We start from the raw sequence: 26,462 nt of genomic DNA, 5'->3' as shown, positions 1-26,462 counted from the left end.
AAATGCTTCAAATGCTACGCCAATTATCAAATCGTTTCGTCTCCTCGACAATGCTGCATCGAAATCCCCGATGCCGCCCACGCCATGCAATTCGATCACGCAACGATCGTTACCGCCGACCTGGAGTCCGCCCGACGTTTCTTCGTCGATATCGCCGGGCTGACCGAGGGCGCGCGTCCGCCGTTCTCGATCGACGGCTACTGGCTGTACGCGAACGGCCGCCCGCTGATTCACCTGATCGACGCGACGGCGCCTGCATCGGCTGGCAGGACGGCGCCGCGTATCGACCACATCGCGTTGCGGATGGAGAGCGCCGCCGAATGGCAGGCGCTGCTCGGCCGCCTGCACGCGCACGGCGTCGACTACCAGGCCGCGCGCGTACCGCCGATGGGGCCGCAGGAGGCTCAGGCGCAATTGTTCGTGGCGCTGGCGCCGGGCGTCGTCGTCGAATTCGTGACGGCGCTGCATCACGCTCAACCTTAGAACGAGGAGTAGAAAAATGCCCATTCCATTACTGGCGCTGGCGATTAGCGCATTCGCGATCGGCACGACCGAATTCGTCATCATGGGCTTGCTGCCCGAAGTCGCGCACGATCTGGCCGTGTCGATTCCGTCGGCGGGTCTGCTGGTGAGCGGCTACGCGCTCGGCGTCGCAGTCGGCGCGCCGCTGCTCGCGGTGGTGACCAGCAAGATGCCGCGCAAGCTGGCGTTGCAGTTGCTCATGGGCGTGTTCATCGTCGGCAATACGCTGTGCGCGATCGCCTCCGGCTATTCCGTGCTGATGATCGCGCGGGTGGTGACGTCGTTCGCGCACGGTTCGTTCTTCGGCATCGGCGCGGTGGTGGCGGCTTCGCTCGTGCCGGCCGAAAAGCGCGCGAGCGCGATCGCGCTGATGTTCACCGGCCTCACGCTCGCGAACGTGCTCGGCGTGCCGTTCGGCACGTTCATCGGACAGGAGTTCGGCTGGCGCGCGGCGTTCTGGATTGTCAGCGGGTTCGGCGTGCTGTCGCTCGCGGGCATCACGGCGCTGCTGCCGAATCGTCACGACGCCGGGCCGGCCGGTCTCGGCCATGAAGTGCGCGTGCTGAAGGACCCGCAAGTGTGGACCGCGCTCGCAATGACGGTGCTGGGCTTCGGCGGCGTGTTCGTCGTGTTCACCTATATCGCGCCGATCCTCGAACAGGTGAGCGGCTTCTCGCCGCGCGGCGTCACGCTGATTCTGGTGCTGTTCGGCGTGGGCCTGACGATCGGCAACACGGTGGGCGGCAAGCTCGCGGACCGCGCGCTGATGCCTTCGCTGATGGGCATTCTGGTCGCGCTCGCGGTGGTGATGGCGATCTTCGCGCGCACCAGCCATTCGCAGGTGGCGGCGGCGATCACCATTTTCGTGTGGGGCATTGCCGCCTTCGCGACGGTGCCGCCTTTGCAGATGCGCGTGGTCGAGAAGGCCGCCGCGGCGCCGAATCTGGCTTCGACGTTGAACATCGGTGCGTTCAACGTCGGCAACGCGGGCGGCGCGTGGCTCGGCGGTCTGGTGATCAATCACGGCCATTCGCTCGATACCCTGCCGTGGGTCGCGGCCGCAGTCAGCGTGGCGGCGTTGTTGTTGACGTGGTTCGCGGCGCGCCTGGATGCGCCGGCGGCGAGCGTGGCGCAGGGCGCGTGAACGCATGACGGCCGGAGAATGGAACGTATGGACGCGGCCGTATGGACGCCCTTATGAAAAATTCGCACAAGCATTGCGGAAAACGTCCTCCGCAATGCTGATAACAGTGTGAAGATAACTTCGTTGGGCGCGGCGGGACGCAATGCTATCTTGCATCCACTAACCGCTTGCCCGCCGTCCGGCGGCGCTTCTGGAGGCAATCATGCATTCCCCGCTTGCGCTGGTTCGCGATCCCACGGCTGACACCGATGCGTCGCCGCGTGCCGCAGAACCCTTCGATGCACTGGAACATCTGGTCGGCGTGAATCTCGCCCGTTTGCGCGCCGAACGGCAACTGTCGCTCGACGCTCTCGCCCGCGCGTCCGGCGTCTCTCGCGCCATGCTCGCGCAGATCGAATCGGCGCGCAGCGTGCCGTCCATCAAGGTCCTGTGCAAGGTGGCCGCCGCGTTGAAGGTGTCGGTAGCGGCGTTCCTGCGCCGTCATGCCACCAACGGCTTCGAGCATTTGCCGGCGGAGCGCTCGTCGCGTGTCGTCAGTTCGAACGGGCGCTATTCGGCACGGCCGCTTTACCCCGACGGAGAGCCGACCGCCGCCGAGTTTCACGAGTTGCGTATCGCGCCGTTGCACACCGAAGCCGGCACGCGCCGCGCGCCGGGCACGACGGTGAATCTGGTGGTGAGCGAAGGCACGCTGGAAGTCAGCGTGCACGATCAGCGCCAGCTACTGGCCACCGGCGACGCGATCGTGTTCGACGCCGACCAGCCGCACAGCCTGCGCAATCCCGGCGACACGGAAGCGCGCGCGTTTCGCGTGACGCTGAAGGCGGAGACGCCGCCGCGCTGGGACGTGCCCGCGCACGCCGAGCCGGCCCGAGAGGCCGCACCGGTTTGATCTGTGTTCGCAGACACGTGAGCCCGCAATCGGGGATTACCGTCTGACCAGTAGGGTTGCGCTGCATGGGCGGCGCGACTGTTGTATGCTTTGCCAGCCGGTTGATCCGGCAATCAGTGCGTCTTCAGGGCGGGGTGAAATTCCCCACCGGCGGTATGCCGGCAACGCGAGAGCGTGAGCCGGTGAGCCCGCGAGCGCCCGCGTCGTCAAGGTGTTTGGACCTGTGCAACTGCGTTGCACGGGACCCGAGTCAGTGCTTTGCATGGGACCGGAGTAATGCGCCAAAGCGCGAACTCCGGCCAACGGCTAAAGCGCCAACTCTGGTCGACATGGGGTCAGCAGATCTGGTGAGAAGCCAGAGCCGACGGTTAGAGTCCGGATGGAAGAAGATGTGCAGATAGTCATGTTCGTTTCCGTGGCGCCGCTTGCAGGTCCGGGCGGTGCGCGAACGCCGCGTTGCGCGGCGCTCAGCGGTGCGTCTTTGTCTGTTTGCAATGCCCTGAAACGTTTTTCGCCCAACTTTTGCGATGAGCGTTTCAACTATGTCTTTTGCTACTTTTCCTGCTCCGTCAACGATTGCGGATAGCGCATTCCTCGATCTCCCGCTGCTCGACGCCGACGCCGTTCCGCCGCGTATCGCCGCCGCCTTGCAGGCCATGCGCGAGGGCCGCGCCGTCGTACTGCAAGACGACCACGACCGCGAGAACGAAGCCGATCTGATCGTCTCCGCCGAGCGTCTTTCCGTCGAAACAATGGCGTTGCTGATCCGCGAATGCAGCGGCATTGTGTGCCTGTGCCTGCCCGACGAGAAGATCCGCGCGCTCGAACTGCCGCCAATGGCCGTCAACAACGAAAGTCGTCACGGCACCGCATTCACGGTTTCGATCGAAGCGCGCGAGGGCGTCACCACCGGCGTGTCCGCGCTCGATCGCGTGACGACGATTCGCGCCGCGATCGCCGATACGGCGAAGCCCGCCGATATCGTGCGCCCGGGCCATGTGTTCCCGTTGCGTGCGCAACCTGGCGGCGTGCTCGCGCGCCGCGGCCACACCGAAGGCACGGTGGACCTGGCGATTCTCGCGGGTCTGAAGCCGGCCGGCGTGCTGTGCGAACTGATGAACCCGGACGGCACGATGACGCGCGGCGCGGACGTGGAGCGCTTCGCCGCGCAACACAATCTGCCGATGCTGACCATTGCCGAGCTGGTGGAGTTTCGTCAGGCGCTCGCGCAGGCGCGCGAATGCGTGGCCGACGAGGCTTGATACGCGAGGAGTGTGCGGGCGTGAGGTGACGTGTGCATACGCCATCGCATCTCGTCTCGCGCCTTGAGGCAAAAAAGCCGGCAGTCTTCGTGAACTGCCGGCTTTTTTATCGCCGCGAACGGCTATCTATGACTGCACGTCACCGAATTCGCCGCGCACGCCCGCTTCGACCAGCGCGGGCAATTCATCCATATGCTGCATGATGCGCGTCATGCCCATCTTGCGCAGCGCTTCCGCATAGCCATCGGGAATGTGGCTCGCGCCGACGAAAGCGATCGTTTTCATACCCGCCGCACGCGCGGCATTCAAACCCGCCACGCTGTCTTCCACCACGACGCATCGTGACGGCTCCACGCCCAGCGTCTTCGCGGCGAACAGATATACGTCGGGATAGGGCTTTGGCCGGGCCACCTGTTCCGCGCTGAAAATGCGTTCGCCGAAAATCTGCTGCAAACCCGCGCGCCGCACCGACGCATTCACGCGCGTCATGCGGCTGTTCGAGACGACGGCGGCCGGCAAGGTAACGCGTTGCAAGGCATCGCGCACGCCGTTGATCGGGCTGAGCGAAGCCGCGAGCGCGAGCTCGACGTTGTGTTCGATGGTGTCGAAAAAATTGGCCGGCAGCGTGATATCGAACGACTTTTCAATGCTTTCGAGAAAGCGCGACGTTTGCTGGCCAAAGGCCGTTTTGACGACGGGTTCGAAGTCGAGGCCGGGGAACGTGGCGCTCAGCGTTTCGAGCATTACGCGGTCAGCGATGATTTCGCTGTCGACGAGCACGCCGTCGCAGTCACAGATGAGGTGGTCGATCATGCCTGAAAACGGAAAGCGAAGCGCATGGGGCAAGGCAATCGCAAGCTCATGCGCAGAGAGTGAAAGCGTCATGATACGTGCTTTGGCGCCGCCCGCACGGCGGCGCCGCTTTCCGTCGCGCCTCGGGCGCGTTCCTGACACGCGCCTGAGGCGGGTCTCAAGCGCGCGGCCGGATCAATGCACGTGCAGGTACAGATACAGACACGCTGCCGCCGCGCCGCCCAGCAGCGGACCGCAAACCGGAATCCACGCATAGTGCCAGTCGCTATCGCGCTTGCCCGGAATCGGCAGCAGTGCGTGCATCAAACGCGGCGACAGGTCGCGGGCGGGACTCATCGCATAGCCGGTCGGGCCGCCGAGCGAGATGCCGATGCCGAGCACCAGCAGACCGACCGGCAGCGCGTCGAGCGCGCCTAGGCCGACTTGCGGCGAAGCCAGATACAGCACGCCGAGAATCAGCACGAAGGTGGCGATCATTTCGGTGAGCAGGTTATGCGGCACGCTGCGAATCGCCGGCGCGGTGCAGAACACCCCGAGCTTCACGTCGGCGTCGCCTTCTTTCGCGAAGTGCTGGCGATAAGCGATCCACACGAGCAGCGCGCCGGCCATGCCGCCGAGCATTTGCGCCGCCACATAGCCCGGCACTTTGGTCCACGCGAACTTGCCGGCCAGCGCGAGGCTGATGGTCACGACAGGATTCAGGTGAGCGCCGCTGAAAGACGCGGTGACGTACACGGCGATGAACACGGCCATCGCCCAACCCATCACGATCACGATCAGGTCCGCGCCTTTGCCTTTGGTGCGCGCAAGCAGCACGTTGGCCACGGCGCCGTCGCCGAGCAGCACCACGAGCGCCGTGCCGATGAATTCCGCAATGTAAGGGTGCATCGTTGGTTATCCGAAGTATAATTGTCAGGGAAGCCGCGGGATAAGCGGCTTCTTGATGTTTTTATGTCGAGAGAGGCAGACTGGACAAACGCGCTCAGGGTGTATCGGCCCACGCCTTCGCGGCGCGGATCGCGCGCTTCCAGCCGTCGAGGCATGCCTTGACCTCGGCGTGCGGCAGGGCAGGCGTGAAGCGGCGGTCGAGTTTCCACTGGCTTTGCAGCTCGTCGACATCTTTCCAGTAACCCACCGCGAGACCGGCCAGATAAGCGGCACCCAATGCTGTCGTTTCCGACACCTTGGGACGCACGGCGTCGACGCCGAGAATGTCCGCCTGGAATTGCATCAGCAGATTGTTCGCGCAGGCGCCGCCGTCCACCCGCAATTCGCCGATGCGAATGCCGGAGTCGGCTTCCATCGCCTTCAGTACGTCGACCGATTGATAAGCGATCGAGTCGAGCGCCGCGCGTGCGATATGCGCCGACGACGTGCCACGCGTCACGCCGAACAGCGTGCCGCGAGCGCGCGCATTCCAGTGCGGCGCGCCGAGACCGGCGAAGGCCGGCACCAGATACACGCCGTCGCAATGCGGCACACTGCGCGCCAGCGTTTCGATTTCAGCGGCGTTCCTGATGATCCCGAGGCCGTCGCGCAGCCACTGCACCACGGCGCCGCCAATGAAGATGCTGCCTTCCAGCGCGTAATTGATCTGGTCGCCGATCTGCCACGCGATCGTGGTGACGAGATTGTTCTTCGATTCGATCGGCTTGTCGCCGGTGTTCATCACGAGGAAGCAGCCCGTGCCGTAGGTGTTCTTCACCATGCCCGACTCCGTGCACATCTGGCCGAAGAGCGCGGCGTGCTGATCGCCGGCAATGCCCGCGAGCGGAATCTTCGAAGCGAACACGGTGGTCTTGGTCGGCCCATACGTTTCCGACGAAGCGCGCACTTCCGGCAGCATGCTGCGCGGAATGTCGAGCGCTTCGAGCAGTTCGTCGTCCCACTTCAGCGAGTGGATGTTGAACAGCATCGTGCGCGACGCGTTGGTGACGTCGGTGATATGCAGGCCGCCCTTGGTGAAATTCCACACCAGCCAGCTATCGACGGTGCCGAACGCAAGACGCCCCTGTTTGGCTTTTTCGCGCGCACCTTCGACGTTGTCGAGAATCCAGCGGATCTTGGTCGCCGAGAAATACGAATCGATCGGCAGGCCGGTTTTCGCGCGGACTTTTTCTTCGAGCCCCTGCTCCTTGAGCTGGTCGCAGAAGTCCGCAGTGCGGCGGTCCTGCCAGACGATCGCGTTATAGATGGGATGGCCGGTTTCGCGATCCCATACGATGGTGGTTTCGCGCTGATTGGTGATGCCGATCGCGGCGATCGAGGTGCCGTTCATGCCGGCGCGCGTCACGGCCTCGGCGGCGACGCCGGCCTGGGTCGACCAGATTTCCTGCGGATCGTGCTCGACCCAACCCGGACGCGGGTAGATTTGCTGGAATTCCTTCTGGGCGGTCGACACGATATTGCCGAGCCGGTCGAACAGCATCGCGCGCGAGCTGGTGGTGCCTTGGTCAAGCGCGAGAATGTACTGATCCTGCATTGTCTCTTCTCCATGCGTTTCATGAATCGCCAGCGGGGTAACCGGCGACGGGAACGGCTTGTTGTTTTAAGCGGGCTGCAACAGTTTGTGGTGATGCGTCCCGGCTTGGTCCAGCCGAGGGGTGAAGCAATCCGGTTCTTCGTTCAGATGCAGCGCGGGCTGCGTGCCGATGTCTGACTATGCGCTCTGTCGCGCGGGTTCGCGGGCGAACCATGCGTCGATATCGCGTGTGATCGAATCGAGCGTGCCCGGCTCGACGTGCAGGCCGAGTTTCGATCGGCGCCACAACACGTCTTGCGCGCTGCGCGCCCATTCGGTATCGCGCAGATAAGTCAGTTCCGCTTCGTAAAGACCGGGCGCGAAGGCGCGGCCGAGCTCGGCCACGGAACGCGCATTGCCGATCACATGCTCGACGCGTGTGCCGTAGGCGCGGGCAAGGCGGTGCGCGAGGCCGGCCGGCAGCCATGCATGCTGCTGCCTGAATTCGCTGAGAAAGCGCTCGAAGTTGGCGCCGGGAATATCGCCGCCAGGCAATGGCGCACCGGCTGTCCATGACGATGTGTCGTGATGCAGTGCATGCGCGAGTTGGTCGACGGCTTCTTCCGCCAGTTTGCGGAAGGTGGTGATCTTGCCGCCGAACACGGACAGCAGCGGCGCTTCACCGGCGGGCGCGTCGAGTTCAAGCGAATAATCGCGCGTGACCGCGGACGGATTGTCCGCGCCTTCTTCTTCGAGCAGCGGGCGTACGCCGGAATAGGTCCAGCGCACATCGGCCGGCGAGATCTTCTGCTTGAAATAGCGGTTGATCGAATCGCACAGGTATTGCGTTTCTTCGGCGTTGATCGCCACTTGCGACGGGTCGCCGCGATATTCGAGATCCGTCGTGCCGATCAGCGTGTAATCGTGTTCGTACGGAATCGCGAAGATGATGCGCTTGTCCGGATTCTGGAAGATATATGCGTGATCGTGTTCGAACAGTCGCCGCGTAACGATATGGCTGCCTTTCACGAGCCGCACGCTGTGCGACGCCGCGCGGCCGAGCGCGCCTTGCAGCAGTTCGCCGACCCACGGTCCGGCGGCGTTCGCAATCGATGCGGCGCGCACGTCCAGAATCGTGCCGTCCTCGCGCTTGAGTTGCGCGCGCCATTCGCCGCCCGCGCGCACGGCGCTCAGCAGTTTCGTGCGGGTGAGAATTTTCGCGCCGCGCTCTTTGGCATCCAGCGCGTTCAGCACGACCAGCCGCGCGTCGTTGACCCAGCCGTCCGAATACACAAAGCCGCGCTTGATCGAATCGACCAGCGGCGCGCCCGCCGGATGGTTGCGCATCACAATGCCGCGCGAGCCGGGCAGCAGTTCGCGTTTGGCCAGATGGTCGTACAGGAACAGGCCGGCGCGGATCAGCCAGGCCGGGCGCAGGTCGGGCATGTGCGGCATCACGAAGCGCAGCGGCCACATGATGTGCGGGGCGGCGCGCAGCAGCGTTTCGCGCTCCTGCAGGGCTTTGCGCACCAGCCCGAACTCGCGGTATTCCAGATAGCGCAGGCCGCCGTGAATCAGCTTGGTACTGGCCGACGACGTATGCGCCGCCAGATCGTCCTGTTCGCACAGCAGAACCGACAGGCCGCGGCCCGCCGCGTCGCGAGCGATGCCGGCGCCGTTGATCCCGCCGCCCACGACGAGCAAATCGTATCTTGAGCCTTGCGTCACCTGCTGTGTCCCCTACGTTGATCTGGAAAGCCGTTTGGAACACTATCGAACTGATAGTGTTCGTTTTCGAACTTTAATGAACATATTCGAAAAAGTAAAGTTCGGATTGTCTGGCTGACCTTCTAACCTTTGTCCGGATAGTGGCGCAACGCGCGGCCACGGACGATACTCTCGGCAGCAGCCATTTCGAGGTGAATTCATGCGTGGACTTTTGATGATCGGCGCCGCAGCGCTTCTCGCGGGGTGCGTCAGCTCGCCGAGCCTGAGCGGAACGAGGGGCGCACCGTCGTTCGTGTCGTTGCAACAGATGTGCAGCGCCCAGACGGTCGACTACGGCAACGACGCCCAAGGCGTCTACGCGGCCATGTTCGACGCGTATGTGGCGAACCGGCACGGCAAGTTGTCGAAGGACGATTTCTGCGCGTTCCAGACGTCGATCGCGCAGCGTTACACGAGCCAGGGCGCGAGCAGCGATCCGCAAATCCGTAATCAGTGGGTGACGTTCTTCACCGACCAGCGAGCCAGAGCGTTGAGCTGGCGCGCGGCTGTGGATCCGACCTTGCGCAACGGTTGAGCCTGGCGCGCGCGCCTGCCTTGCAGAGCGCTTGCCGCCGTTGGCTGAACGCAGCGGCGCGTAGCCGGCGCTAGCCGCGCTGCGGCTGCGCGCCGCGCCACAGCATGCGGCGAATTTGCGCGAACACGGCTTCGCGCGTCGGCGTATTGTGGGCGGCGGGTTGTTGCGCCTGCGGCAATGGCAACTGATCGGCCAGCGCCAGCATGGTGAAGCCATGCAGACTGGCCCAATACGCATAGCCGATCAGCCGTGGATCGCCTTCCAGAATGCCGGCGCCGACGAGCCGCTCGAAATGCGCGCCGAGCATGCGCCATGCACGCTGTGACGCGGCGGCGAGTTCCGGGTAGACGCTGTCCCGCTGGGTCAGATCGAACATCAAACGGTAGGCGTGCGGTTCGTCGAATGCGAAAGCGACGTAGGCTTCGCTCACCACGGAATGATCCGTTTCCGTGGCGGTCTGCGCCGCCGTTTCGAGGCGTGCCGCGAAACGATTGAACGCGGCGGCGCGGACCATCGCCAGGATCTCGTCCTTGTCGCGGAAGTAGCGATAGGGCGTCATGGCACTACACCCCAGTTCTCTTGCCAGCTCGCGCATGGTCACGCCTTCGGCGCCGCGCGTGGCGAACGCATTCTCGGCCACGCGCCGCATGGCTTCGCGGAATTGGCGAATGTCGTCGGGAGAGAGCGTTTTCGGCATGCGCGAAGGCAGAAAGTCCGTCGCGTCAATTTACTGCGTAAATGATTCGGGCACAATAAAGCAGACGCCGGGTGGCGCCCTGCTTTTCATGCGAAGAAAATCCGCGCCGTCCCGATGCCGCCCAGGCGCGCAATTAAAGGCACGGTGCACGGCGCCTTTCGCGCCGTTGCGGACATGGACGCCCGTTCAGCGGCGAGACGCGATGAAACCCGCAAAACTAGGAAAGACGCTTGATGGCCCGCAATGCGCTGTCGCCGGTTTCAGTCACGCGCCATTGTTCGTTGCCCGACGCGAGCCGTTCCAATTCCACCAACTGGCGTTCCAGCAAGGCGTCGAGTTCTTCTCGCTCCATGTCGACCTGATTGGGAGCGTCCTTGACGAGCAACAACGTGGCGAATTCATGCGGACTCAGCATCGTTCTCTCCATGTCAGGCAAACGCGGACGGCCTTGCCGGCGACTGGCTCAAGCCAGTGAAGTCCGCAAAGGATCAGGCGGGAGGTACGGCTCACGACAGTTTCACGCAACCGGCGCCGCGCGGAACGCGCAACGAACGCCGGGGAACTGGAGTGTAGTCAACCGCACGTTAAACACCAAATCGGCCCCAGTAAATTTTCCCTTTGACAATTGGGCGCTTGAGCGGCGGTTGGGAGCCGCGGTCAGATCCTTGATTTCACTCGAAGTTCTTCGTGCGTTGCAGCATGGCGGAGAATGCCTGGCCTCATTCGGCGACATACACCTGGCAGTTGGCGGCAGTGAGCGTTTCGGTCATCGCGGCGGGCGGCGCCATGTCCGTGAACAGAGCGTCGATCTGATCGAGATGACCTTGGCGGACCAGCGCGGGGCGGCCGAATTTCGAGTTGTCCGCGGCGAGGAAAACCGTGCGCGCGTGCTGGATGATCGCTTCGGCCACGCGCACTTCGCGCGTGTCGAAATCGCGCAGCGTGCCGTCCGTTTCGATGCTCGACGTGCCGATGATCGCAAAGTCCACCTTGAACTGGCGGATGAAATCGATCGCCAGTTCGCCGACGATCCCTTTGTCCCACGGCCGCACGATGCCGCCCGTCACCAGCACCTCGCAATCCGGATAGCCGCTCATCATGCTGGCGACGTTCAGATTGTTGGTGATCACGCGCAGCCCGCGGTGGCGATTGAGCGCGCGAGCCACTTCCTCCGTGGTGGTGCCGAGGTTGATGAACAGCGAGGCCTGATCGGGAATGTGAGTGGCCACTAGCGCCGCAATGCGCCGCTTTTCTTCGTGGAACATGCGCTGACGCGCGGTGTAGGAGACGTTTTCGGAACTGGTCGGAAGACTGGCGCCGCCGTGATAACGGCGCAGCAGATTCATGTCGGCGAGCCAGTTGACGTCGCGGCGGATCGTCTGCGGCGTCACGTCGAAGTGGGCGGCGAGGTCGTCCACGGTCACGAAGCCGTCGCGTTGCACCCACTCCAGCAGTTCCTGTTGCCGGGCATTGAGAGTCAGGCGGGGGTCTCGGGTCATGTGTCTCGGTGCGTGGGATTGTTGTCTGCGCTGCCCGCCGCCGGCGCGCCAGGGCCGAGCGGTGGACGGGTTAGGCGTGAGCGGGGTGAGCGTATTGTAAGACCATCGCGCGCCTTGTCTGCCCACTCGCGCGACATGCATAAGATGCAAGACGACGGCGACACTCCCGATTCAGGCGCTCTACGCATTTATTCATTTGATAAATGAATTTGTTTTTTGGGCCGGATCACGATGCAATCCGGAATTCCGCGTTGACTTGTGCTTCACTCCGTCCACCCCATTCGCCCCGTTTCCATTGGTTCCGCGTTCCGCAGGCCGGGCCGCGCTTTCTAGAGTGTTCGACATGACTGGCTTCAACTGGCAAAACCCTTATCCGACGCCGCGTCTGCCTGTGTTCGCGCGCAACATCGTTTCGACTTCGCATCCGCTCGCCGCGCAAGCGGGGCTGCGCATGCTGTGGAAAGGCGGCAATGCCGTCGATGCGGCGATCGCGGCCGCCGCCGCCATCACGGTGGTCGAGCCGGTATCGTGCGGGCTGGGCAGCGACGCCTTCGCGCTGGTGTGGGACGGCAAGAAGCTGCATGGCCTGAACGCCTCGGGTGTGTCGCCGGCGGCGTGGAATGTCGACTACTTCAAGCGCAAGTACGGCGAGGAAAACGGTCTCGCGAAGCAGCCCAAGCGCGGCTGGGACGCGGTAACGGTGCCGGGCGTGATCGCCGGCTGGGAAGCGCTGCATCAGAAATTCGGCACGCTGCCGTTCGCTGACCTGATGGAGCCGGCTATCGAGATCGCCGAGCGTGGTCATGCGGTGGCGAGCATCGTCGCCTACAAGTGGGCGGCGGCCGTGCCGGAACTGAAGGATCTGCCGGGCTTCGCGCAAACCTTCATGCCGCGCGGCCGCGCGCCGGAAGTGAGTGAACTGGTGCGCTTTCCCGGCCATGCGAAGACGCTGCGCAAGCTCGCCGAGCAAGGCCCGCGCGCGTACTACGAAGGTGAAATCGCCGAACGGATCGCCGCATTTTCGCGCGAAGGCGGCGGCGCACTGACCGCCGAGGATCTGCGCAACTATCGCGCGGATTGGGTCGAGCCGATCGGCAAGGACTATCGCGGCTACACGGTGCACGAGATTCCGCCGAACGGGCAGGGCATTGCGGCGCTGATCGCGCTGGGCATCCTCGAAAAATTCGATGTCAAGGAACTGGCGGTCGACAACGTCGAGTCGCAGCACCTGCAGATCGAAGCGATGAAGCTGGCGTTCGCCGACGTCTACCGCTACGTGGCGGATCCGCGTTCGATGGACGTCACGCCCGAGCAGATGCTCGACGACGCATACCTCACCTCGCGCGCGAAACTGATCGATCACAAGCGCGCTACGCAGTTCGACTTCGGCATGCCGAAGGCCGGCGGCACGATCTACATGTCGGTGGCGGACGAGCGCGGCATGATGGTCAGCTTCATCCAGTCGAACTACATGGGCTTCGGCTCGGGCATCGTGGTGCCGGATAGCGGCATCGCCATGCAGAACCGTGGCTGCGGCTTCTCGATGGACCCGAAGTCGCCGAACGTGGTGGAAGGCGGTAAGCGGCCGTTCCACACGATCATCCCGTCGTTCCTCACGCAGCAGGTGAATGGGCAGCAGGAAGCGGTGATGAGCTTCGGCGTGATGGGCGGCGACATGCAGCCGCAAGGTCATCTGCAATCCATCGTGCGGATGCTCGACTACGGTCAGCAGCCGCAGGCCGCGTGCGACGCGCCGCGCTGGAAGGTCAATCGCGACTTCACGATCGACATCGAATCGACACTCGATCCGAAGACCGCCGAGGCCTTGCAGAAGCTCGGCCATACGATCAAATCGGTCGACGATCCGTACATGGACTTCGGCTCCGGCCAGTACATCTGGAAGCTCGATCGCAACGAGCCGGAGCGCGGCTATGTGGCGGCGAGCGACAGCCGCCGCGACGGGCTGGCCGCCGGGTTCTAGAAAAGGCATCCATTGGCGAAGCGGCCGCCCGGTGAGGCGGCGCTTCGCTGTGCACGCACGCGAGGCTTCGTGCATCGCTCGCGGCGCGATTGATCGACTGCCGCTGCAAGGCATCGCACGAATCAGCTACACCGGACGCCAGCGGCGCTTCTGGCACACCCGGCATCGGGCATCAGACAGGCAGGAGATATCATGCAGACCCCCGCGTCGCCGTCGGCGACCACTTCCGCGCATTCGCCGTCTGCGCCGCTTTCCAAAGCGATGGTTCGGCGGATCGTGTTTTCTTCGTCGGTCGGCAATGCGCTCGAATGGTTCGACTTTCTGGTCTACGGATACTTCGCGACCATCATCGCCAAAGAGTTTTTCCCGATGCAGGACGAGTGGCTCTCCACGCTGCTCGCCATCGCCACCTTCGGCATTTCGTTCCTGATGCGTCCGCTGGGCGCGGTCGTACTGGGCATCTATGGCGACCGCAAGGGCCGCAAGGCCGCACTGACGCTTGCTATCGCGCTGATGATGGTCGGCACCTTCACGATGGCTGTCATGCCGCCATATGCAACCATCGGCATGGCGGCGCCGATCCTGATTCTGCTCGCGCGGCTCGTGCAAGGCTTCGCGGTGGGCGGCGAGTTCGGCAGTGCGACGGCCTTCATGGTCGAACACAGCGCGTCGCGCCGCGGCTACTACGCGAGCTGGCAGTTCGCGAGCCAGGGTCTCGCCGCGATCACGGCGGCCGCGTTCGGCTCGCTGCTGACCGCCTGGCTGCCGCCCGCGCAACTGAATGACTGGGGCTGGCGCATGCCGTTCGTGTTCGGCTTGCTGGTCGGCCCGGTGGGCTACTACATCCGTTCGCATCTCGACGAGACACCGGAATTCCTCGCGCTGCGCGAGGCGCGTGAGGCTGGCGGCGCACGCACGGCGGCAAGCGGCGAGAAGGACGCCTCGTTCGCCAGCCAGTGGGTCAACCTGCTGCTCGCGGTCGGTATCGTCGCGCAATCCACGGTGGGTGTGTATGTGCTGCAACTGTACATGCCCATGTATGCGGTCAAGCAGTTGCACATGCCGGCGGCGGCATCGTTCGGCGTGGTGGTGCTCAACGGCGGCCTGCAGTTCCTGCTTTCGCCTGTCATGGGCGCATGGTCCGACCGCATCGGCCGGATTCGCATCATGCTGACCACGTCGATCCTGATGGGCGGGTTGATCTATCCGATGTTCGCACTGCTGCAGGCTCATCCGACCATTGGCTGGCTGCTGCTGTTGCAGGGCACGGCGGGAATTTTCAAGGCGGCGTATTCCGGGCCCATGCCCGCGTTGATGTCCGAGATCTTTCCGACCCAGGTGCGCTCCACGGGTCTTTCAATCGGTTACAGCATCGGCGTGACGATCTTCGGCGGCTTCGCGCCCACGATTGTCGAAACGTTCATTCATTTGACCGGCGACAAACTTGCGCCAAGTTACTACGTGCTGATTGCCGCGGTACTGTCGGGCCTCTCGCTCGTCGTCGTGGCCTGGCGCATGCGCCGCGTGCGTCTGATGCAGGGCGTTCAGCCCGCCTGACCGGCAAGGCGGCCGGCGCCGAACGAGGCGCCGGCCGCCCTGCCTGGCATGATCGGCACGGCATCGTCGCAGACCTGAGCCGGCTCTTCGAGCTGGCTTTTTTGTGCCTTGACGCCGCTATTTTGTCCGACCGAATGTTTCGACTATCGATGAACTGGAACTGCGGCGGACCGGCATGGTCTGTGCTGGGTTATCTGCAGAGTTGTGAAACACCGGCTAAGATGCAAGATACAAGGGGTTAACTCTAATTCAAGGCGCTGTATCTGACACGGCAGACCGTTCGGGCGAGAGCGGGCTGTTTCGAGCACGCTCCACGAGTCGATACAGCTTTCGGAGCAAGACACGATGCACACTGAGCTGAACCATGTCATGCCCTGGCGGATCGAGGATATCGACCTCACCCGCATTGATCGGCAAAAGGCCGTCGCGAACGAAGACTTGCTGCTGCTGCTGTGCGCGTCTTCGTTTATCGAAAGCGGCTCCGATCTGTACACCGCCAACCTGAGCACGTTTTTCAACGGCGATCCCGAAGTCTCGGCCTGGCTCAACCAGGAGTGGGAGCCGGAAGAACTGCAGCACGGCCGCGCGCTCAAGACGTATATCGCTTACGTGTGGCCCGAGTTCGACTGGGACACGGCGTTTCGCAATTTCATGGAAGAGTACTCGCTGACCTGTTCAGTGGAGGATTTCGAAAAGACCCGCGCGCTCGAGATGGTCGCGCGCTGCGTGGTGGAAACCGGTACGGCAACGCTGTATCGCGCTATCGGCGAATGCTCGGACGAGCCGGTGCTCAAGCAGATCACCGACAACATCCGCACCGACGAAGTCCGTCACTACAAGCACTTTTTCAAGTATTTCAAGAAGTACAACAAGATCGAAGGCAACGGCCGGCTTGCCGTGCTGGGCGCGCTGATGCGCCGCGTCATGGAGATCAAGAACGAAGACTCCGAGATCGCGTTGCGGCACGTCTTCGCGGTTCGTTATCCGGAGCGCGTGCACGACTCGGCCTATAACCGCGAACGCGCGGCACGTATCAATGCGCTGGTGCGGCGCAATCTGTCGGCCGACATGTGCGTGAAGATGCTGCTCAAGCCGCTCGATCTGCCAGCGAGGATCCAGCCGGGCGTGCATTACCCGCTCGCCAAGATTACGCAGCACGTGTTCTTCCGCTGATTCACGGTCGATGTCCGGCGCCGATGTCCGGCGTTGCAAATGGCCCGCTCATGCGGGCCATTTGCTTCCCGATGCGTGATGCGGACTTGTTCACCCGGACTTGTGACCAGACTTGTCCACCTCTAACCAGATCGAGACGATGAGCGCTACTCCCGCCCCCGAACGTCCGCTCGAACACCACGTGTTCGATGAATGGCCCGATGCCGTGCGTGCTTTGTTCGACGGTTCGTCGCTTGCGAGCAAGACGGGTTTTACCGCGTCGTTGCTGAGCGTCGATGCGAATGGCCATGTGCGCACTTCGCTGCTCGGCGTCGGTGAGTTGTATGCGCCGGATTCGCGCACGCTATGCATCGCGTTGTGGCCGCAAGCGAGGGCGACGCGCGCCATTGCGCAAAGCGGACGGGCGGCGCTTACCTTTGTCTGCGACGAAGCTTTCTATCAGGTGCAACTGCTGATGACGCCGCTCGCGAGCGTTGCCGGCGACGCCAGCGGGCTCGTCTATCTGCACGGTTCGATCGACACCGCGGAGGCGCAAAGCGTCCGTTATGCGCGCCTGACTAGCGGCATTACGTTCGAACTGGGCGGGGAGGGAAAGGCGGTGCTCGATCGATGGGAACGGCAGATCGAGCACCTGAAGCAGGCCGCGGCTGCGGCCGGCCGGTAGTCTTTCTTCACGTGAGGACAGCGGCCGGCGAGGAGGCCGCTCGGGACCTCAGCGCAGAGGTTCGAAGCGGAACCTCAACGCAAAGGCTCAACGCAAAACCTCAGCGCAAAACCTCAGCGCCCGCGCTGACCACTGCGCGTGGGCTGGCCACCGCGCGGCGCGTCGTTGCGCGGCTTCGTGCCACCCAGCAACGCACCCGGATTGCCGCCTTGCGGCTTCGCGGCCTGCGGCTTGCGCGGCGCATGCTGCGCGGCGCTGCCTTCATGCGCGACGGCGCGCGGCCGGTCGTCGTGGCGCTGGCCGTCACGACGCGGCTGACCGCCGTTGCCGGCCGGCTTCGCACCCTGCGGCTTCGGCTGCTGTTGACCGTTGGCCGGACGTTGACCCGAACGTTGCGCCGGTTTCGCGGAACCGGCGCCATCGCGCCTTGCATCGTCACGCTTCGGTGCGCCTTGACCCTGACGCGGCGAGCGGCCACCACCGCCGCCGCCACCACCCTGGCCGCGGCGCAGGATCGGCTCCGGCTTCGCGGTCGGGTCCGGTTCGAAACCGGCAACCACTTCCTGCGGCACCGGACGCTTGATCAGCTTCTCGATGTCCTTCAGCAGTTGCAGTTCGTCGACGCACACCAGCGAGACCGCTTCGCCGGTAGCGCCTGCGCGGCCCGTGCGGCCGATGCGGTGCACGTAGTCTTCCGGCACGTTCGGCAAATCGTAGTTGACCACGTGCGGCAGTTGATCGATGTCGATGCCGCGCGCGGCGATGTCGGTCGCGACCAGCACCTGCAGCGTGCCGTCCTTGAACTCGGCGAGCGCGCGGGTACGGGCCGACTGGCTCTTGTTGCCGTGAATCGCCAGGGCGCTGATGCCGTCTTTGGTCAACTGTTCGGCAAGGCGGTTGGCGCCGTGCTTGGTGCGCGTGAACACCAGCACCTGGAACCAGTTGTGCTGTTTGATCAGATGCGTGAGCAACTCGCGCTTCTTGTCACGGTCCACCGGGTGAATCTTCTGCGCGACCGTTTCCGCCGTCGTGTTGCGGCGTGCGACTTCGATCAGCGCCGGCGAGTCGAGCAGATTGTCGGCGAGCGTCTTGATCTCGTCGGAGAAAGTGGCCGAGAACAGCAGGTTCTGCCGCTTCGGCGGCAGCTTGGCGAGCACGCGTTTGATGTCGTGGATGAAGCCCATGTCGAGCATACGGTCGGCCTCGTCGAGCACGAGAATCTCGAGATGCGACAGGTCGATGGTTTTCTGCTGCATGTGATCGAGCAAACGGCCCGGCGTGGCGACGACGATATCCACGCCGCTGCGCAACGCGCCGATCTGCGGATTGATGCCGACGCCGCCGAACATCACGGTCGACTTCAGCTTCAGATACTTGCCGTAGGCGCGCACGCTTTCTTCCACCTGCGCGGCCAGTTCACGCGTGGGCGTGAGGATCAGCGCGCGCACGGCGCGCTTGCCCGAACCGTTCGCAACGGCGGGCGAGGAGTTCAGACGTTGCAGGATCGGCAGCGTGAAGCCGGCGGTCTTGCCGGTGCCGGTTTGCGCACCGGCCAGCAGGTCGCCGCCGTTGAGCACAGCGGGAATCGCTTGCGTCTGGATCGGAGTCGGCGTGGTGTAGCCAAGTTCGTGTACAGCGCGGACCAACGGTTCGGACAAGCCGAGAGAATCAAAAGACATAAAAGCTCTTTGCAATGCAGTTTTGCGAACGGCACAAATGGGCCCAGGCAGGCATGAATGCGGCATGAACACGCCCGCATGGCGTGTTCGAGGCCCAAGCCCACTTCCGGTCGCAGAGAAATCGGCGGCACGCGGGAAACGCGTGCCGAATGCTTCAACGCGCTATGCAGACACGTTGACTGGCCTTTAGTTGCATTTCGTCGCCGTGGGATGTCACGCGACGTAGCGCGCAACACTGACGAATTGACACAGACTGCCCGCCAGTACGAACAGGTGCCAGATACCATGTCCGTGCCGGATGCGCTCGTCGTTGATGAAGAAGTAGATGCCGGCGCTGTAGATGACTCCGCCGGCCACGAGCCAGGCGGTACCCGCTGCCGGTAAGGCTTGCACCAGCGGGCGGACGGCAACGAGCGCGAGCCATCCCATCAACACATACAGCACCATCGAAACGCTGCGGGTGCGTCGCCCCAGCGTCAATTCCTGCACGATGCCGAGAGCGGCGAGCCCCCAGCTTACGCCGAAAAGCGACCAGCCCCACGGTCCGCGCAATGTGACGAGCGTGAACGGAGTGTAGCTGCCGGCGATGAGCAGGTAGATCGCCGAATGGTCGCATTTCTGCAGAACCGCTTTCACGCGCGGACTGCGCACGCTGTGGTAAAGCGTGGAGATAGCATACAGCACGAACAGCATCGCGCCGTACACGCTGAAGCTGACCACCTTGTACGCGTCGCCGTCGAGTGCGCCCATCGTGACGAGCGTTGCAAGACCCGCCACCGACAGCACGGCGCCGACGAGGTGGGTAATGCTGTTGAAACGCTCACCGACATGCACGACTCTTTCCTCCTGCGCGGTTTCATAAGGACATATATCTTCAGCATGATACCGGTCCTGAAAAAACGAAGGGCGCGGCCGCGAATTCCGCAGGCCGCGCCCCGGGTGCAACGAACGCTGCTTAGTCGAGCGGCGCCGAACGCAGATCGGACACTTGCTGCGGCGACACGGCCGTACCGTGGTTGCCCCACGACATACGGATGTACGTCACAACCGCTGCGACTTCCTGATTCGACAGCGCTTGCGCGAACGGCGGCATGCCGTACGGATGCGGGTTGGCATCCGTGCTCGGCGGGTAACCACCGTTCAGCACCATACGGATCGGATTGACCGCCGACGGCATCTGGATCGACTGGTTGTTCGCGAGCGGCGGGAAGGCCGGCGGCATGCCGAGGCCATTTTCCGCGTGGCACTTCGCGCAGTTGTCAGCGTAGATCTTCTGACCTTGCTTCAACAGTTCGCCGCCGAACTTTTCCGACGTTTCGAGCTGCAGCGGTTCCGGTGCTTCGCTCTTCTGCGGAATCGTCTTCAGGTACGTGGCCATCGCATTGATGTCTTCGTCCGACATGTATTGCAGGCTGTTGTGAACCACTTCAGCCATCGGACCGAACACGGCGCCGCGGTTCGACACACCGGTCTTCAGCAGATCGGCGATGTCTTTGGTTTCCCAGTCACCGAGGCCGGCTTCCTTGTTCGACGTGAGCGACGGCGCATACCAGTTCTGCAGCGGGATCAGGCCGCCGGCGAATGCCGCCGAGCTGACCGGGCCGCCCATTGCGTTGATCGACGTGTGGCACATGCCGCAGTGGCCGAGGCCTTCGATCAGGTAAGCGCCACGGTTCCATTCGACCGACTTGGTCGGATCCGGCTTGTACTCGCCTTCACGGAAGAACAGCGTGCGCCAGCCGATCAGCATGTTGCGCTGGTTGAACGGGAATTTCAGTTCGTGCGGACGGCTCGGCACGTTGACCGGCGTGACCGAACGCAGATACGCGTAGATCGCGTCCGAGTCGGCGCGCGTGACCTTCGTGTAGCTGGTGAACGGGAAGCCCGGATACAGCAGGCTGCCGTCTTTCGAACGGCCGGTGTGCATGGCGCGGTAGAAGTCGTCCTGCGTCCACTTGCCGATACCGTACTGGTCGTCAGGCGTGATGTTCGGCGTGAACATGGTGCCGAACGGCGTGGCCATAGGCAGGCCGCCGGCGAACTGCTTGCCGCCGCGCACCGTGTGACAGGCGATACAGTCGCCGGCGCGGGCGAGGTACTCGCCCTTCTTGATCAGCGCGGCCTGGTCGGCGGGCGTTGCCGCCACGGCCGTGCCGTTATGCAGGTTGTCGCCGCCCGACCACAGGACGGGAACGAGTGCGGCAGCCGCAACGACGACGACTGCCGAGAGGGCGAACAAAGACTTGCGTTTCATTTGAGTGTCTCTCCCGTTGCCTTATTGCGGTTCGCTGCCGCAGGCAAGCGGAGTCTTCATCGAGCGGGCCGGAGCCGGCACGGGGTTTTGTGGAGCCTGTTGCGTGGAAAGCCATGCGGCAACGGCGTTCACGTCTTCGTCGGTCAGACGCGTGGCGATGGTGTGCATGCAATCAGGCGCAATGGCGTGACGCGAGCCCGAGCGCCATGCGCCGAGCTGCGCGCTGATGTAGTCGGAGTGCAGACCGACCAGACCCGGGATAGCGGGTTCCATGCCGGTCAAACCCTTGCCGTGGCAAGCCGCGCAAGCCGGAATCTGCTTCGAGGCGTCGCCGTTCAGCACGATCTGCTGGCCGCGCGCGAGCGTGCTTGCCGACACCGTTGGTTTGGCCGGCGGCGGATACGGCGGACGCTGCTGCGAGAAGTACGTGGCGATCTGATGAAGGTAGTCGTCCGAGAGATACGTGACGAGGTAGTTCATGGGCGGGTACTTGCGGCGCCCTTCGCGGAAGTTCTGCAACTGGTTGTACAGATAGTCGGCCGGCTTGCCCGCGAGGCGCGGGAAGTAGTCGTTGTCGGTACCTTGGCCGTGAGTGCCGTGGCAGGCCGTGCAGCCTTGCACGCGCGCTTCCATCGTGTCGGGGGCCTTCGGTTGAGTCTGCGCTTTCGCAGCGCTATAGACACCCGCGGAGCCGATCAGCAGAAGGGCAAGCAACGGGCGGAAAATGCGTCTTGAAGACACGCGTAACTCCATCAAAATCGGGGACCTGACCGAACTTCGAGCGGCTCGGTGTGAAGGGCAGCCGGCGCTGCGGCGACGCAGCATTCTATCATCGAAGGGTGATGGTGACTATTTGCCTCATTAGAGAAGGTTCCGGCTGTCACAGCTATGCGACAGTTTGACGCGCAGCGCTGCGTCGGGCTATCTGTCGATCATCCGAATTTGCCTGCGCAATCAAGGGGCAAGCGTCGAACCCGGACGATCTATCCACAAACCAGTTTGAACCGACGCCCGCACCCGCCATCGAAGCGTACACTTCCGGGCGCGCCGGCCTCCATCCGGCCGGGAATGCCCGGGTCCGACGCCCACTGTTTTCCTGATCATCCCCTATCGGCCTCACATGAAGCTACCCAAATTTTCCCGTCCGGCGCTGCGAGCGCCGATGCTCGGCGCCCTGGCGCTAGTTGCGACGTCCACGGCATTCGCCCATGCGCATCTGATGTCGAGCCAGCCGGCCGCAAACGCCGAAGTCGTCGCGCCTGCCGAAGTGACGATCCATTTCACCGAACCGCTCGAACCGGCTTTCAGCAAGATCGCGCTTGCCGACGCGAGCGGTAACACGGCCGCGCCGGCTGCGTCGCAGGTCGACCCGGGCGACGCCAGGGTCATGCATCTGCCGCTGCCGCAGCTGAATGCCGGGCGCTATGCGGTGCACTGGACGGCGGTAGCCACGGATGGCCACCGGACCCAAGGCGACTTTGCGTTCATCGTCAAATGAGCATCGACGGACTCTGGATCGGGCAGGTCGCAATGGCCGCGCTCATGAATGTCGCGTTTGCGTTTGCGGTCGGTTCGGCGTTGCTCGGCGCGTGGCTCGCGAAGGACGCCCAGCAGAAGATCTCGCCCGCGCGTCCCGCCTGGTTGCGCGCGCAACGCTCGATGTTGACGGCGACGGTCGTGCTGGTGCTCGCGGACCTCGGCTGGCTGTTGTATCAGGCGGCGTCGATGGGCGGTGTCGCATTGCCGGCCGCGATCGGCGTGGTGCCGACCGTGCTCACGCAAACCCATGTCGGCTATGGCTGGAGCCTCGCGTTTGCTGGCGCGCTGGTATTGCTCGGCACGGCGATGGCCAGTCATACCGGCATGCTGCGCAATGCGCTGCTGTGGCTGGCGGTGATCGCGGTCGCCGCGGGCAAGGCCTCGCTGGGACATGCGGCCGATGCCGGGCCGGCCTCGGCCGCGATTGCCATGCAAACGCTGCACGTGCTCGTCACCAGTGTGTGGGGCGGGCTGGCGATGGCGGCGGGGCTTGCAGTTCTGCCGGCGCTCGGCACCTCGACCGCGCGCGGCATGTTGATCCGCACGGCGACTCAGGTATCGAATGTTTCGGTGGTGGCGGTTGCGCTGGTGCTGCTCTCCGGCATCTTCAACGCGGTGCGGGGTTCGGGCGGCTCGTTCGAGGCGATCGAGCTGAGCACGTGGGGCCATGTGCTGATGCTCAAGCTCGCGCTTGTCGCGCTCGCGCTCGTGCTCGGCGGACTCAACCGTTTTTCGGCGCTGCCGCGCCTGCGCCGTACGGCCTCGACAATGGACGCCCATACGTTCGTCAACGTGCTGTATCTGGAAGCACTGGCAATGATCGGCGCGTTCGTCGCGGCGGCCGCGCTGTCGCATAGCGTGCCGGCGTTTGCCGCGCTCGGTTGAGACCGTGGCGCGAGATGGCCGGCGGGACTGGCGGCATGTCCGCCGCCATTTGAGCTTCGAGCGCGTCCGCATTGGCTCAAGTCTGCAAAGACTCGCCCGCGTCCTGTAAGCCGCAAAAAAGCGCCGCACGGCAAACACGTGCGGCGCAATACACACGGTCGCCTGGCGGTGGCCGGCAATCCGCTATTGCTCTTCAGGCGGCGGCCATGTGGCTCGCCCGCTCCAGTGTCTCCTCCGGAAACATCTCCTGCCGCAATTCGCCCGCGTCGCTGAACCACTGGCAGATCAGCCAGTTGCCCGGCGCGAACAGCACCGGACCGCTCCAGGTCACCGTCATCGGGCGGCCGCCCGACTTGAGCTTCAGGACGTCGCCCGAGCGATACGCGGGTTTCGCGCGCCTCGTGAGACGCCTCGGCAGCCGCATGACGCCCTCCGCTTATTCGAAGCCGAGCCGATGTCCGAGGATCGGCGCGCAAAAGAGCGCGATGGCGCAGCCCGCGGCTTTGCCTTCGAGTTCGGCGCCGGCGGCGCGCATCCCGTATGTATGCGTCAGCAGATCGAACAGTTGCGGCAGGCAATAGACCACCGCGGCGCCAATGAAGCATTTCTCGACGACCGAGATGCGCCAGCCGCGCTCGAACGCCAGCGCCGCGCCGATGATGCGCAGCACGCCGAACACCACCAGCGCGCCGACGGCGGCCTGTTCGCGCAACAGATAGTCAGGAAGGAATTCGCCCATGATGTACCCCGATGCATGTGTCGTTCGACCGCATTTGAGCAAGGAGTGGGCCATGCGTATGTCCGATGCCGAACAAACGGTGCGAGAGCCTTGATGAATAAGGCTTTTACGGGGAGGTTGGCGGGGCGGAGGGAGACCCGGAACGGCCTGTTTCGGGCCATTCGGTCCGGGATGTTACGTAACTGCGACGCCTGGCGCGTCACGTCGCCGTAACGCGCTCGCCGCGTGTCACGGCAGCGCTTGAAAACGCCAACGTCAGGACACGAACGTGCGCGCCAATCGAAAACGCCGCCCACGGGCGGCGCTCTTTCACCTGATCACCATTCGGCGACGCTGCCGTCTTCATGGCGCCACACCGGATTGCGCCAGCGGTGGCCGATCTTCGCCATCTCCCGCACTTTCTCCTCGTTGACCTCGATGCCGAGCCCCGGGCCTTGCGGAATCGACACGAAGCCGTCTTCGTACCTGAAGACCTCCGGATTCCTGATGTAGTCGAGCAGGTCGTTGCCCTGGTTGTAGTGGATGCCGAGGCTCTGTTCCTGGATGAACGCGTTGTAGCTCACCGCGTCGATCTGCAGACAGGTCGCCAGCGCGATCGGGCCGAGCGGGCAATGCAGCGCGAGCGCGACGTCGTAGGCTTCGGCCATCGACGCGATCTTGCGGCACTCGGTAATGCCGCCCGCGTGCGACGCGTCCGGCTGAATGATGTCGACGTAGCCGCCCGACAGAATGTGCTTGAAGTCCCAGCGCGAATACAGCCGCTCGCCCAGCGCGATCGGCGTGCTGGTCTGATTGACGATGTCGCGCAGCGCTTCGGCGTTCTCCGAGAGCACCGGTTCTTCGATGAAGAGCAGCTTGTACGGGTCGAGTTCTTTCGCCAGCACCTTGGCCATCGGCTTGTGCACGCGGCCGTGGAAGTCCACGCCGATGCCGATGTTCGGTCCGACCGCCTCGCGCACCGCCGCCACGTTGTTGATGACGCCTTGCACCTTGTCGAAGGTGTCGATGATCTGCAGTTCTTCGGAGCCGTTCATCTTCACGGCCTTGAAGCCGCGTTCGACCACGGCGCGCGCGTTGTTGGCCACGTCGCTCGGACGGTCGCCGCCGATCCACGAGTACACCTTGATCCTGTCGCGCACCTGGCCGCCGAGCAGCGCATGAACCGGCACGCCATGATGCTTGCCCTTGATGTCCCACAGCGCCTGGTCGACGCCGGCGATCGCGCTCATCGTGATCGGACCGCCGCGATAGAAGCCCGCGCGATACATCACCTGCCAGTGGTCTTCGATCAGAAGCGGATCTTTGCCGATCAGATAGTCGGACAGTTCTTCCACCGCGGCCGCCACCGTATGCGCGCGGCCTTCGACCACCGGCTCGCCCCAGCCGACAATGCCTTCGTCGGTTTCGATCTTCAGGAAGCACCAGCGCGGCGGGACGATGAAGGTTTCGAGCCGGGTGATTTTCATGGTGTGCGTCTCCTTGCGGCTTGGGCGCCTGCGAATATTTCGAGGATTCACATGCTACAACAAAAGCGCTTTTAAATACTATCAATAGTACTATTGGTCAAATAGTGCGACGTCGTCTCCTCCACATGGCGTTGTCGAAGCGGTGGGTGTCACGGTCGAGATGCCGGATAATCGCGCTCGTTCCGGGCCTGGTTCCGATATCGATAGCGCCGCAAGGCAGCTGGGAGAAAGCTATTCAGCATGATCTGCATGGGCGTGTCGCCCATCTGCTGGCAACCGCGATTCTGCGCGGCGACTATGCGCCCGAGTCGATCCTGCCGCGCGAAGCGGCGTTGATGGAAACCTTCGGCGTGAGCCGCACGGTGTTGCGCGAAGCGTTGCGCACGCTCACGTCGAAAGGCCTGATCGAATCGCGTCCGCGCGTGGGCACGCGGGTGCGGCCGAAGCGCGCGTGGAATCTGCTCGATGTCGACGTGCTCGACTGGTACTCGCGGGTTGCCGAGCCGATGGCGTTCGCGCTCAAGCTGCAGGAAATGCGCGAGATGATCGAGCCGTACGCGGCGGGTCTGGCAGCGGCCTCGCATACGGACGACACCTTCCGGGCACTCGCCTTGGCTCATGCGGCCATGATCGCGGCGCGCAATGTCGACGAATGGGTGCGCGCCGATCTGCAGTTTCATTTGAGCGTGCTGATTGCGTGCAGCAATGAATTGCTGATCCCGCTCGGCACGCTGATCGAGCGGACGCTCGAAGCGCAACTGCGCCTGAACGCGAAACGCGCGGACGTGTTCAATGCGTCGCTGGCGGAGCATACGGCCGTATTCGAAGCCATTCGCGATCGCGACGCCGCCGCGGCGCGCGCGGCGATGGCGGGACTTCTAGGTGTGACACGCGCCCGCATCGAGGCCTAGGCGTCAGCCTCGCGGCTGGCCA

26 protein-coding genes and 1 riboswitch are annotated in these 26,462 nt (G+C 63.8%); of the genes, 12 read left to right on the top strand and 14 right to left on the bottom strand.

Features of this window, described 5'->3' with window-relative positions:
- Window positions 1-84 precede the first annotated feature (84 nt).
- The 4 genes from BXE_RS18735 (at window position 85) to ribB (ending at window position 3,820) form a co-directional block, all read left to right on the top strand.
- Entirely contained in the window at window positions 85-483 is a 399-nt protein-coding gene (locus BXE_RS18735) for a VOC family protein (RefSeq protein ID WP_011489791.1), read from the top strand.
- Between the two features lie 16 nt (window positions 484-499).
- Window positions 500-1,666, top strand: a complete 1,167-nt coding sequence (locus BXE_RS18730) for an MFS transporter (RefSeq protein WP_011489790.1) — start codon at window positions 500-502, stop codon at window positions 1,664-1,666.
- Window positions 1,667-1,868: 202 nt separating this feature from the next.
- The gene (locus BXE_RS18725) at window positions 1,869-2,558 is read left to right on the top strand and encodes a helix-turn-helix domain-containing protein (RefSeq protein ID WP_011489789.1); all 690 of its coding nucleotides are present in this window, start codon (window positions 1,869-1,871) and stop codon (window positions 2,556-2,558) included.
- A 116-nt stretch (window positions 2,559-2,674) separates the two neighbouring features.
- A riboswitch (FMN riboswitch) is annotated at window positions 2,675-2,953 on the top strand.
- A 147-nt stretch (window positions 2,954-3,100) separates the two neighbouring features.
- Window positions 3,101-3,820, top strand: a complete 720-nt coding sequence (gene ribB / locus BXE_RS18720) for a 3,4-dihydroxy-2-butanone-4-phosphate synthase (protein ID WP_038457359.1) — start codon at window positions 3,101-3,103, stop codon at window positions 3,818-3,820.
- A gap of 126 nt (window positions 3,821-3,946) precedes the next feature.
- On the opposite strand, the gene BXE_RS18715 is transcribed toward ribB, so the two are convergent.
- The 4 genes from BXE_RS18715 to glpD all read right to left on the bottom strand — a co-directional run bounded on the left by BXE_RS18715 (window position 3,947) and on the right by glpD (window position 8,822).
- Window positions 3,947-4,633 (bottom strand): HAD family hydrolase, encoded by a 687-nt coding sequence (locus BXE_RS18715; RefSeq protein WP_038457361.1) that lies wholly within the window; start codon window positions 4,631-4,633, stop codon window positions 3,947-3,949.
- 174 nt (window positions 4,634-4,807) lie between these two features.
- On the bottom strand, window positions 4,808-5,521 hold the full coding sequence (locus tag BXE_RS18710; RefSeq protein WP_011489786.1) for an MIP/aquaporin family protein: 714 nt from the start codon (window positions 5,519-5,521) through the stop codon (window positions 4,808-4,810).
- 94 nt (window positions 5,522-5,615) lie between these two features.
- Window positions 5,616-7,115 carry a glycerol kinase GlpK gene (gene glpK / locus BXE_RS18705; protein WP_011489785.1) on the bottom strand — a complete coding sequence of 500 codons (1,500 nt, stop codon included), beginning with the start codon at window positions 7,113-7,115 and terminating at the stop codon, window positions 5,616-5,618.
- A 177-nt stretch (window positions 7,116-7,292) separates the two neighbouring features.
- Entirely contained in the window at window positions 7,293-8,822 is a 1,530-nt protein-coding gene (glpD, locus tag BXE_RS18700; protein WP_011489784.1) for a glycerol-3-phosphate dehydrogenase, read from the bottom strand.
- Between the two features lie 199 nt (window positions 8,823-9,021).
- Between glpD and BXE_RS18695 the strand changes: the two genes are divergently transcribed.
- A complete protein-coding gene (locus BXE_RS18695) occupies window positions 9,022-9,396 on the top strand; it encodes a hypothetical protein (protein WP_011489783.1) in 375 nt (124 codons plus the stop codon).
- A 70-nt stretch (window positions 9,397-9,466) separates the two neighbouring features.
- Here BXE_RS18695 and BXE_RS18690 read toward each other — a convergent pair whose 3' ends face one another.
- From BXE_RS18690 to BXE_RS18680, 3 genes are all read right to left on the bottom strand, one after another.
- A complete protein-coding gene (locus BXE_RS18690) occupies window positions 9,467-10,093 on the bottom strand; it encodes a TetR/AcrR family transcriptional regulator (RefSeq protein WP_011489782.1) in 627 nt (208 codons plus the stop codon).
- Window positions 10,094-10,310: 217 nt separating this feature from the next.
- A complete protein-coding gene (locus BXE_RS18685) occupies window positions 10,311-10,508 on the bottom strand; it encodes a hypothetical protein (protein WP_007180462.1) in 198 nt (65 codons plus the stop codon).
- Window positions 10,509-10,812: 304 nt separating this feature from the next.
- The gene (locus tag BXE_RS18680) at window positions 10,813-11,592 is read right to left on the bottom strand and encodes a DeoR/GlpR family DNA-binding transcription regulator (protein ID WP_011489781.1); all 780 of its coding nucleotides are present in this window, start codon (window positions 11,590-11,592) and stop codon (window positions 10,813-10,815) included.
- 343 nt (window positions 11,593-11,935) lie between these two features.
- Here BXE_RS18680 and ggt point away from each other — a divergent pair, with 343 nt between their 5' ends.
- The 4 genes from ggt (at window position 11,936) to BXE_RS18660 (ending at window position 16,967) form a co-directional block, all read left to right on the top strand.
- A complete protein-coding gene (gene ggt / locus BXE_RS18675) occupies window positions 11,936-13,573 on the top strand; it encodes a gamma-glutamyltransferase (protein WP_011489780.1) in 1,638 nt (545 codons plus the stop codon).
- A 192-nt stretch (window positions 13,574-13,765) separates the two neighbouring features.
- Entirely contained in the window at window positions 13,766-15,130 is a 1,365-nt protein-coding gene (locus BXE_RS18670) for an MFS transporter (RefSeq protein ID WP_011489779.1), read from the top strand.
- A gap of 345 nt (window positions 15,131-15,475) precedes the next feature.
- Entirely contained in the window at window positions 15,476-16,303 is an 828-nt protein-coding gene (locus tag BXE_RS18665; RefSeq protein ID WP_011489778.1) for a ferritin-like domain-containing protein, read from the top strand.
- 139 nt (window positions 16,304-16,442) lie between these two features.
- On the top strand, window positions 16,443-16,967 hold the full coding sequence (locus tag BXE_RS18660) for a hypothetical protein (RefSeq protein WP_038457368.1): 525 nt from the start codon (window positions 16,443-16,445) through the stop codon (window positions 16,965-16,967).
- Between the two features lie 113 nt (window positions 16,968-17,080).
- Here the strand turns inward: BXE_RS18660 and BXE_RS18655 are convergent, their stop codons facing one another.
- From BXE_RS18655 to BXE_RS18640, 4 genes are all read right to left on the bottom strand, one after another.
- Window positions 17,081-18,646, bottom strand: coding sequence for a DEAD/DEAH box helicase (locus BXE_RS18655; protein WP_038457370.1), 1,566 nt, complete (start codon window positions 18,644-18,646; stop codon window positions 17,081-17,083).
- Between the two features lie 213 nt (window positions 18,647-18,859).
- Window positions 18,860-19,480 carry a PAQR family membrane homeostasis protein TrhA gene (locus BXE_RS18650; RefSeq protein ID WP_007180469.1) on the bottom strand — a complete coding sequence of 207 codons (621 nt, stop codon included), beginning with the start codon at window positions 19,478-19,480 and terminating at the stop codon, window positions 18,860-18,862.
- Window positions 19,481-19,601: 121 nt separating this feature from the next.
- On the bottom strand, window positions 19,602-20,900 hold the full coding sequence (locus BXE_RS18645) for a c-type cytochrome (protein ID WP_011489775.1): 1,299 nt from the start codon (window positions 20,898-20,900) through the stop codon (window positions 19,602-19,604).
- A 21-nt stretch (window positions 20,901-20,921) separates the two neighbouring features.
- The gene (locus BXE_RS18640) at window positions 20,922-21,653 is read right to left on the bottom strand and encodes a c-type cytochrome (RefSeq protein ID WP_011489774.1); all 732 of its coding nucleotides are present in this window, start codon (window positions 21,651-21,653) and stop codon (window positions 20,922-20,924) included.
- A 367-nt stretch (window positions 21,654-22,020) separates the two neighbouring features.
- On the opposite strand from BXE_RS18640, the gene copC reads away from it, so the two are divergent.
- Together copC and BXE_RS18630 are read left to right on the top strand one after the other, a co-directional pair.
- Window positions 22,021-22,398, top strand: coding sequence for a copper homeostasis periplasmic binding protein CopC (gene copC, locus BXE_RS18635; protein WP_011489773.1), 378 nt, complete (start codon window positions 22,021-22,023; stop codon window positions 22,396-22,398).
- Window positions 22,395-23,324: a CopD family protein gene (locus tag BXE_RS18630; RefSeq protein WP_011489772.1), complete on the top strand. Its 930-nt coding sequence runs from the start codon at window positions 22,395-22,397 to the stop codon at window positions 23,322-23,324. Before copC ends, BXE_RS18630 begins: the two co-directional genes overlap by 4 nt.
- A gap of 193 nt (window positions 23,325-23,517) precedes the next feature.
- Here the strand turns inward: BXE_RS18630 and BXE_RS18625 are convergent, their stop codons facing one another.
- The 3 genes from BXE_RS18625 to dgoD form a co-directional block, all read right to left on the bottom strand.
- A complete protein-coding gene (locus tag BXE_RS18625; RefSeq protein WP_011489771.1) occupies window positions 23,518-23,748 on the bottom strand; it encodes a YodC family protein in 231 nt (76 codons plus the stop codon).
- A 12-nt stretch (window positions 23,749-23,760) separates the two neighbouring features.
- Entirely contained in the window at window positions 23,761-24,063 is a 303-nt protein-coding gene (locus BXE_RS18620) for a hypothetical protein (RefSeq protein WP_011489770.1), read from the bottom strand.
- A gap of 317 nt (window positions 24,064-24,380) precedes the next feature.
- Entirely contained in the window at window positions 24,381-25,529 is a 1,149-nt protein-coding gene (dgoD, locus tag BXE_RS18615; protein ID WP_011489769.1) for a galactonate dehydratase, read from the bottom strand.
- Between the two features lie 125 nt (window positions 25,530-25,654).
- On the opposite strand from dgoD, the gene BXE_RS18610 reads away from it, so the two are divergent.
- Window positions 25,655-26,440: a FadR/GntR family transcriptional regulator gene (locus BXE_RS18610; protein WP_011489768.1), complete on the top strand. Its 786-nt coding sequence runs from the start codon at window positions 25,655-25,657 to the stop codon at window positions 26,438-26,440.
- The last annotated feature ends 22 nt before the right edge of the window (window positions 26,441-26,462 follow it).

The organism is Paraburkholderia xenovorans LB400, from assembly GCF_000013645.1.
GTDB lineage: Bacteria > Pseudomonadota > Gammaproteobacteria > Burkholderiales > Burkholderiaceae > Paraburkholderia > Paraburkholderia xenovorans.
The sequence above is the reverse complement of the archived record's forward strand: the minus strand, read 5'-3'. Positions and strand labels throughout refer to the sequence as shown.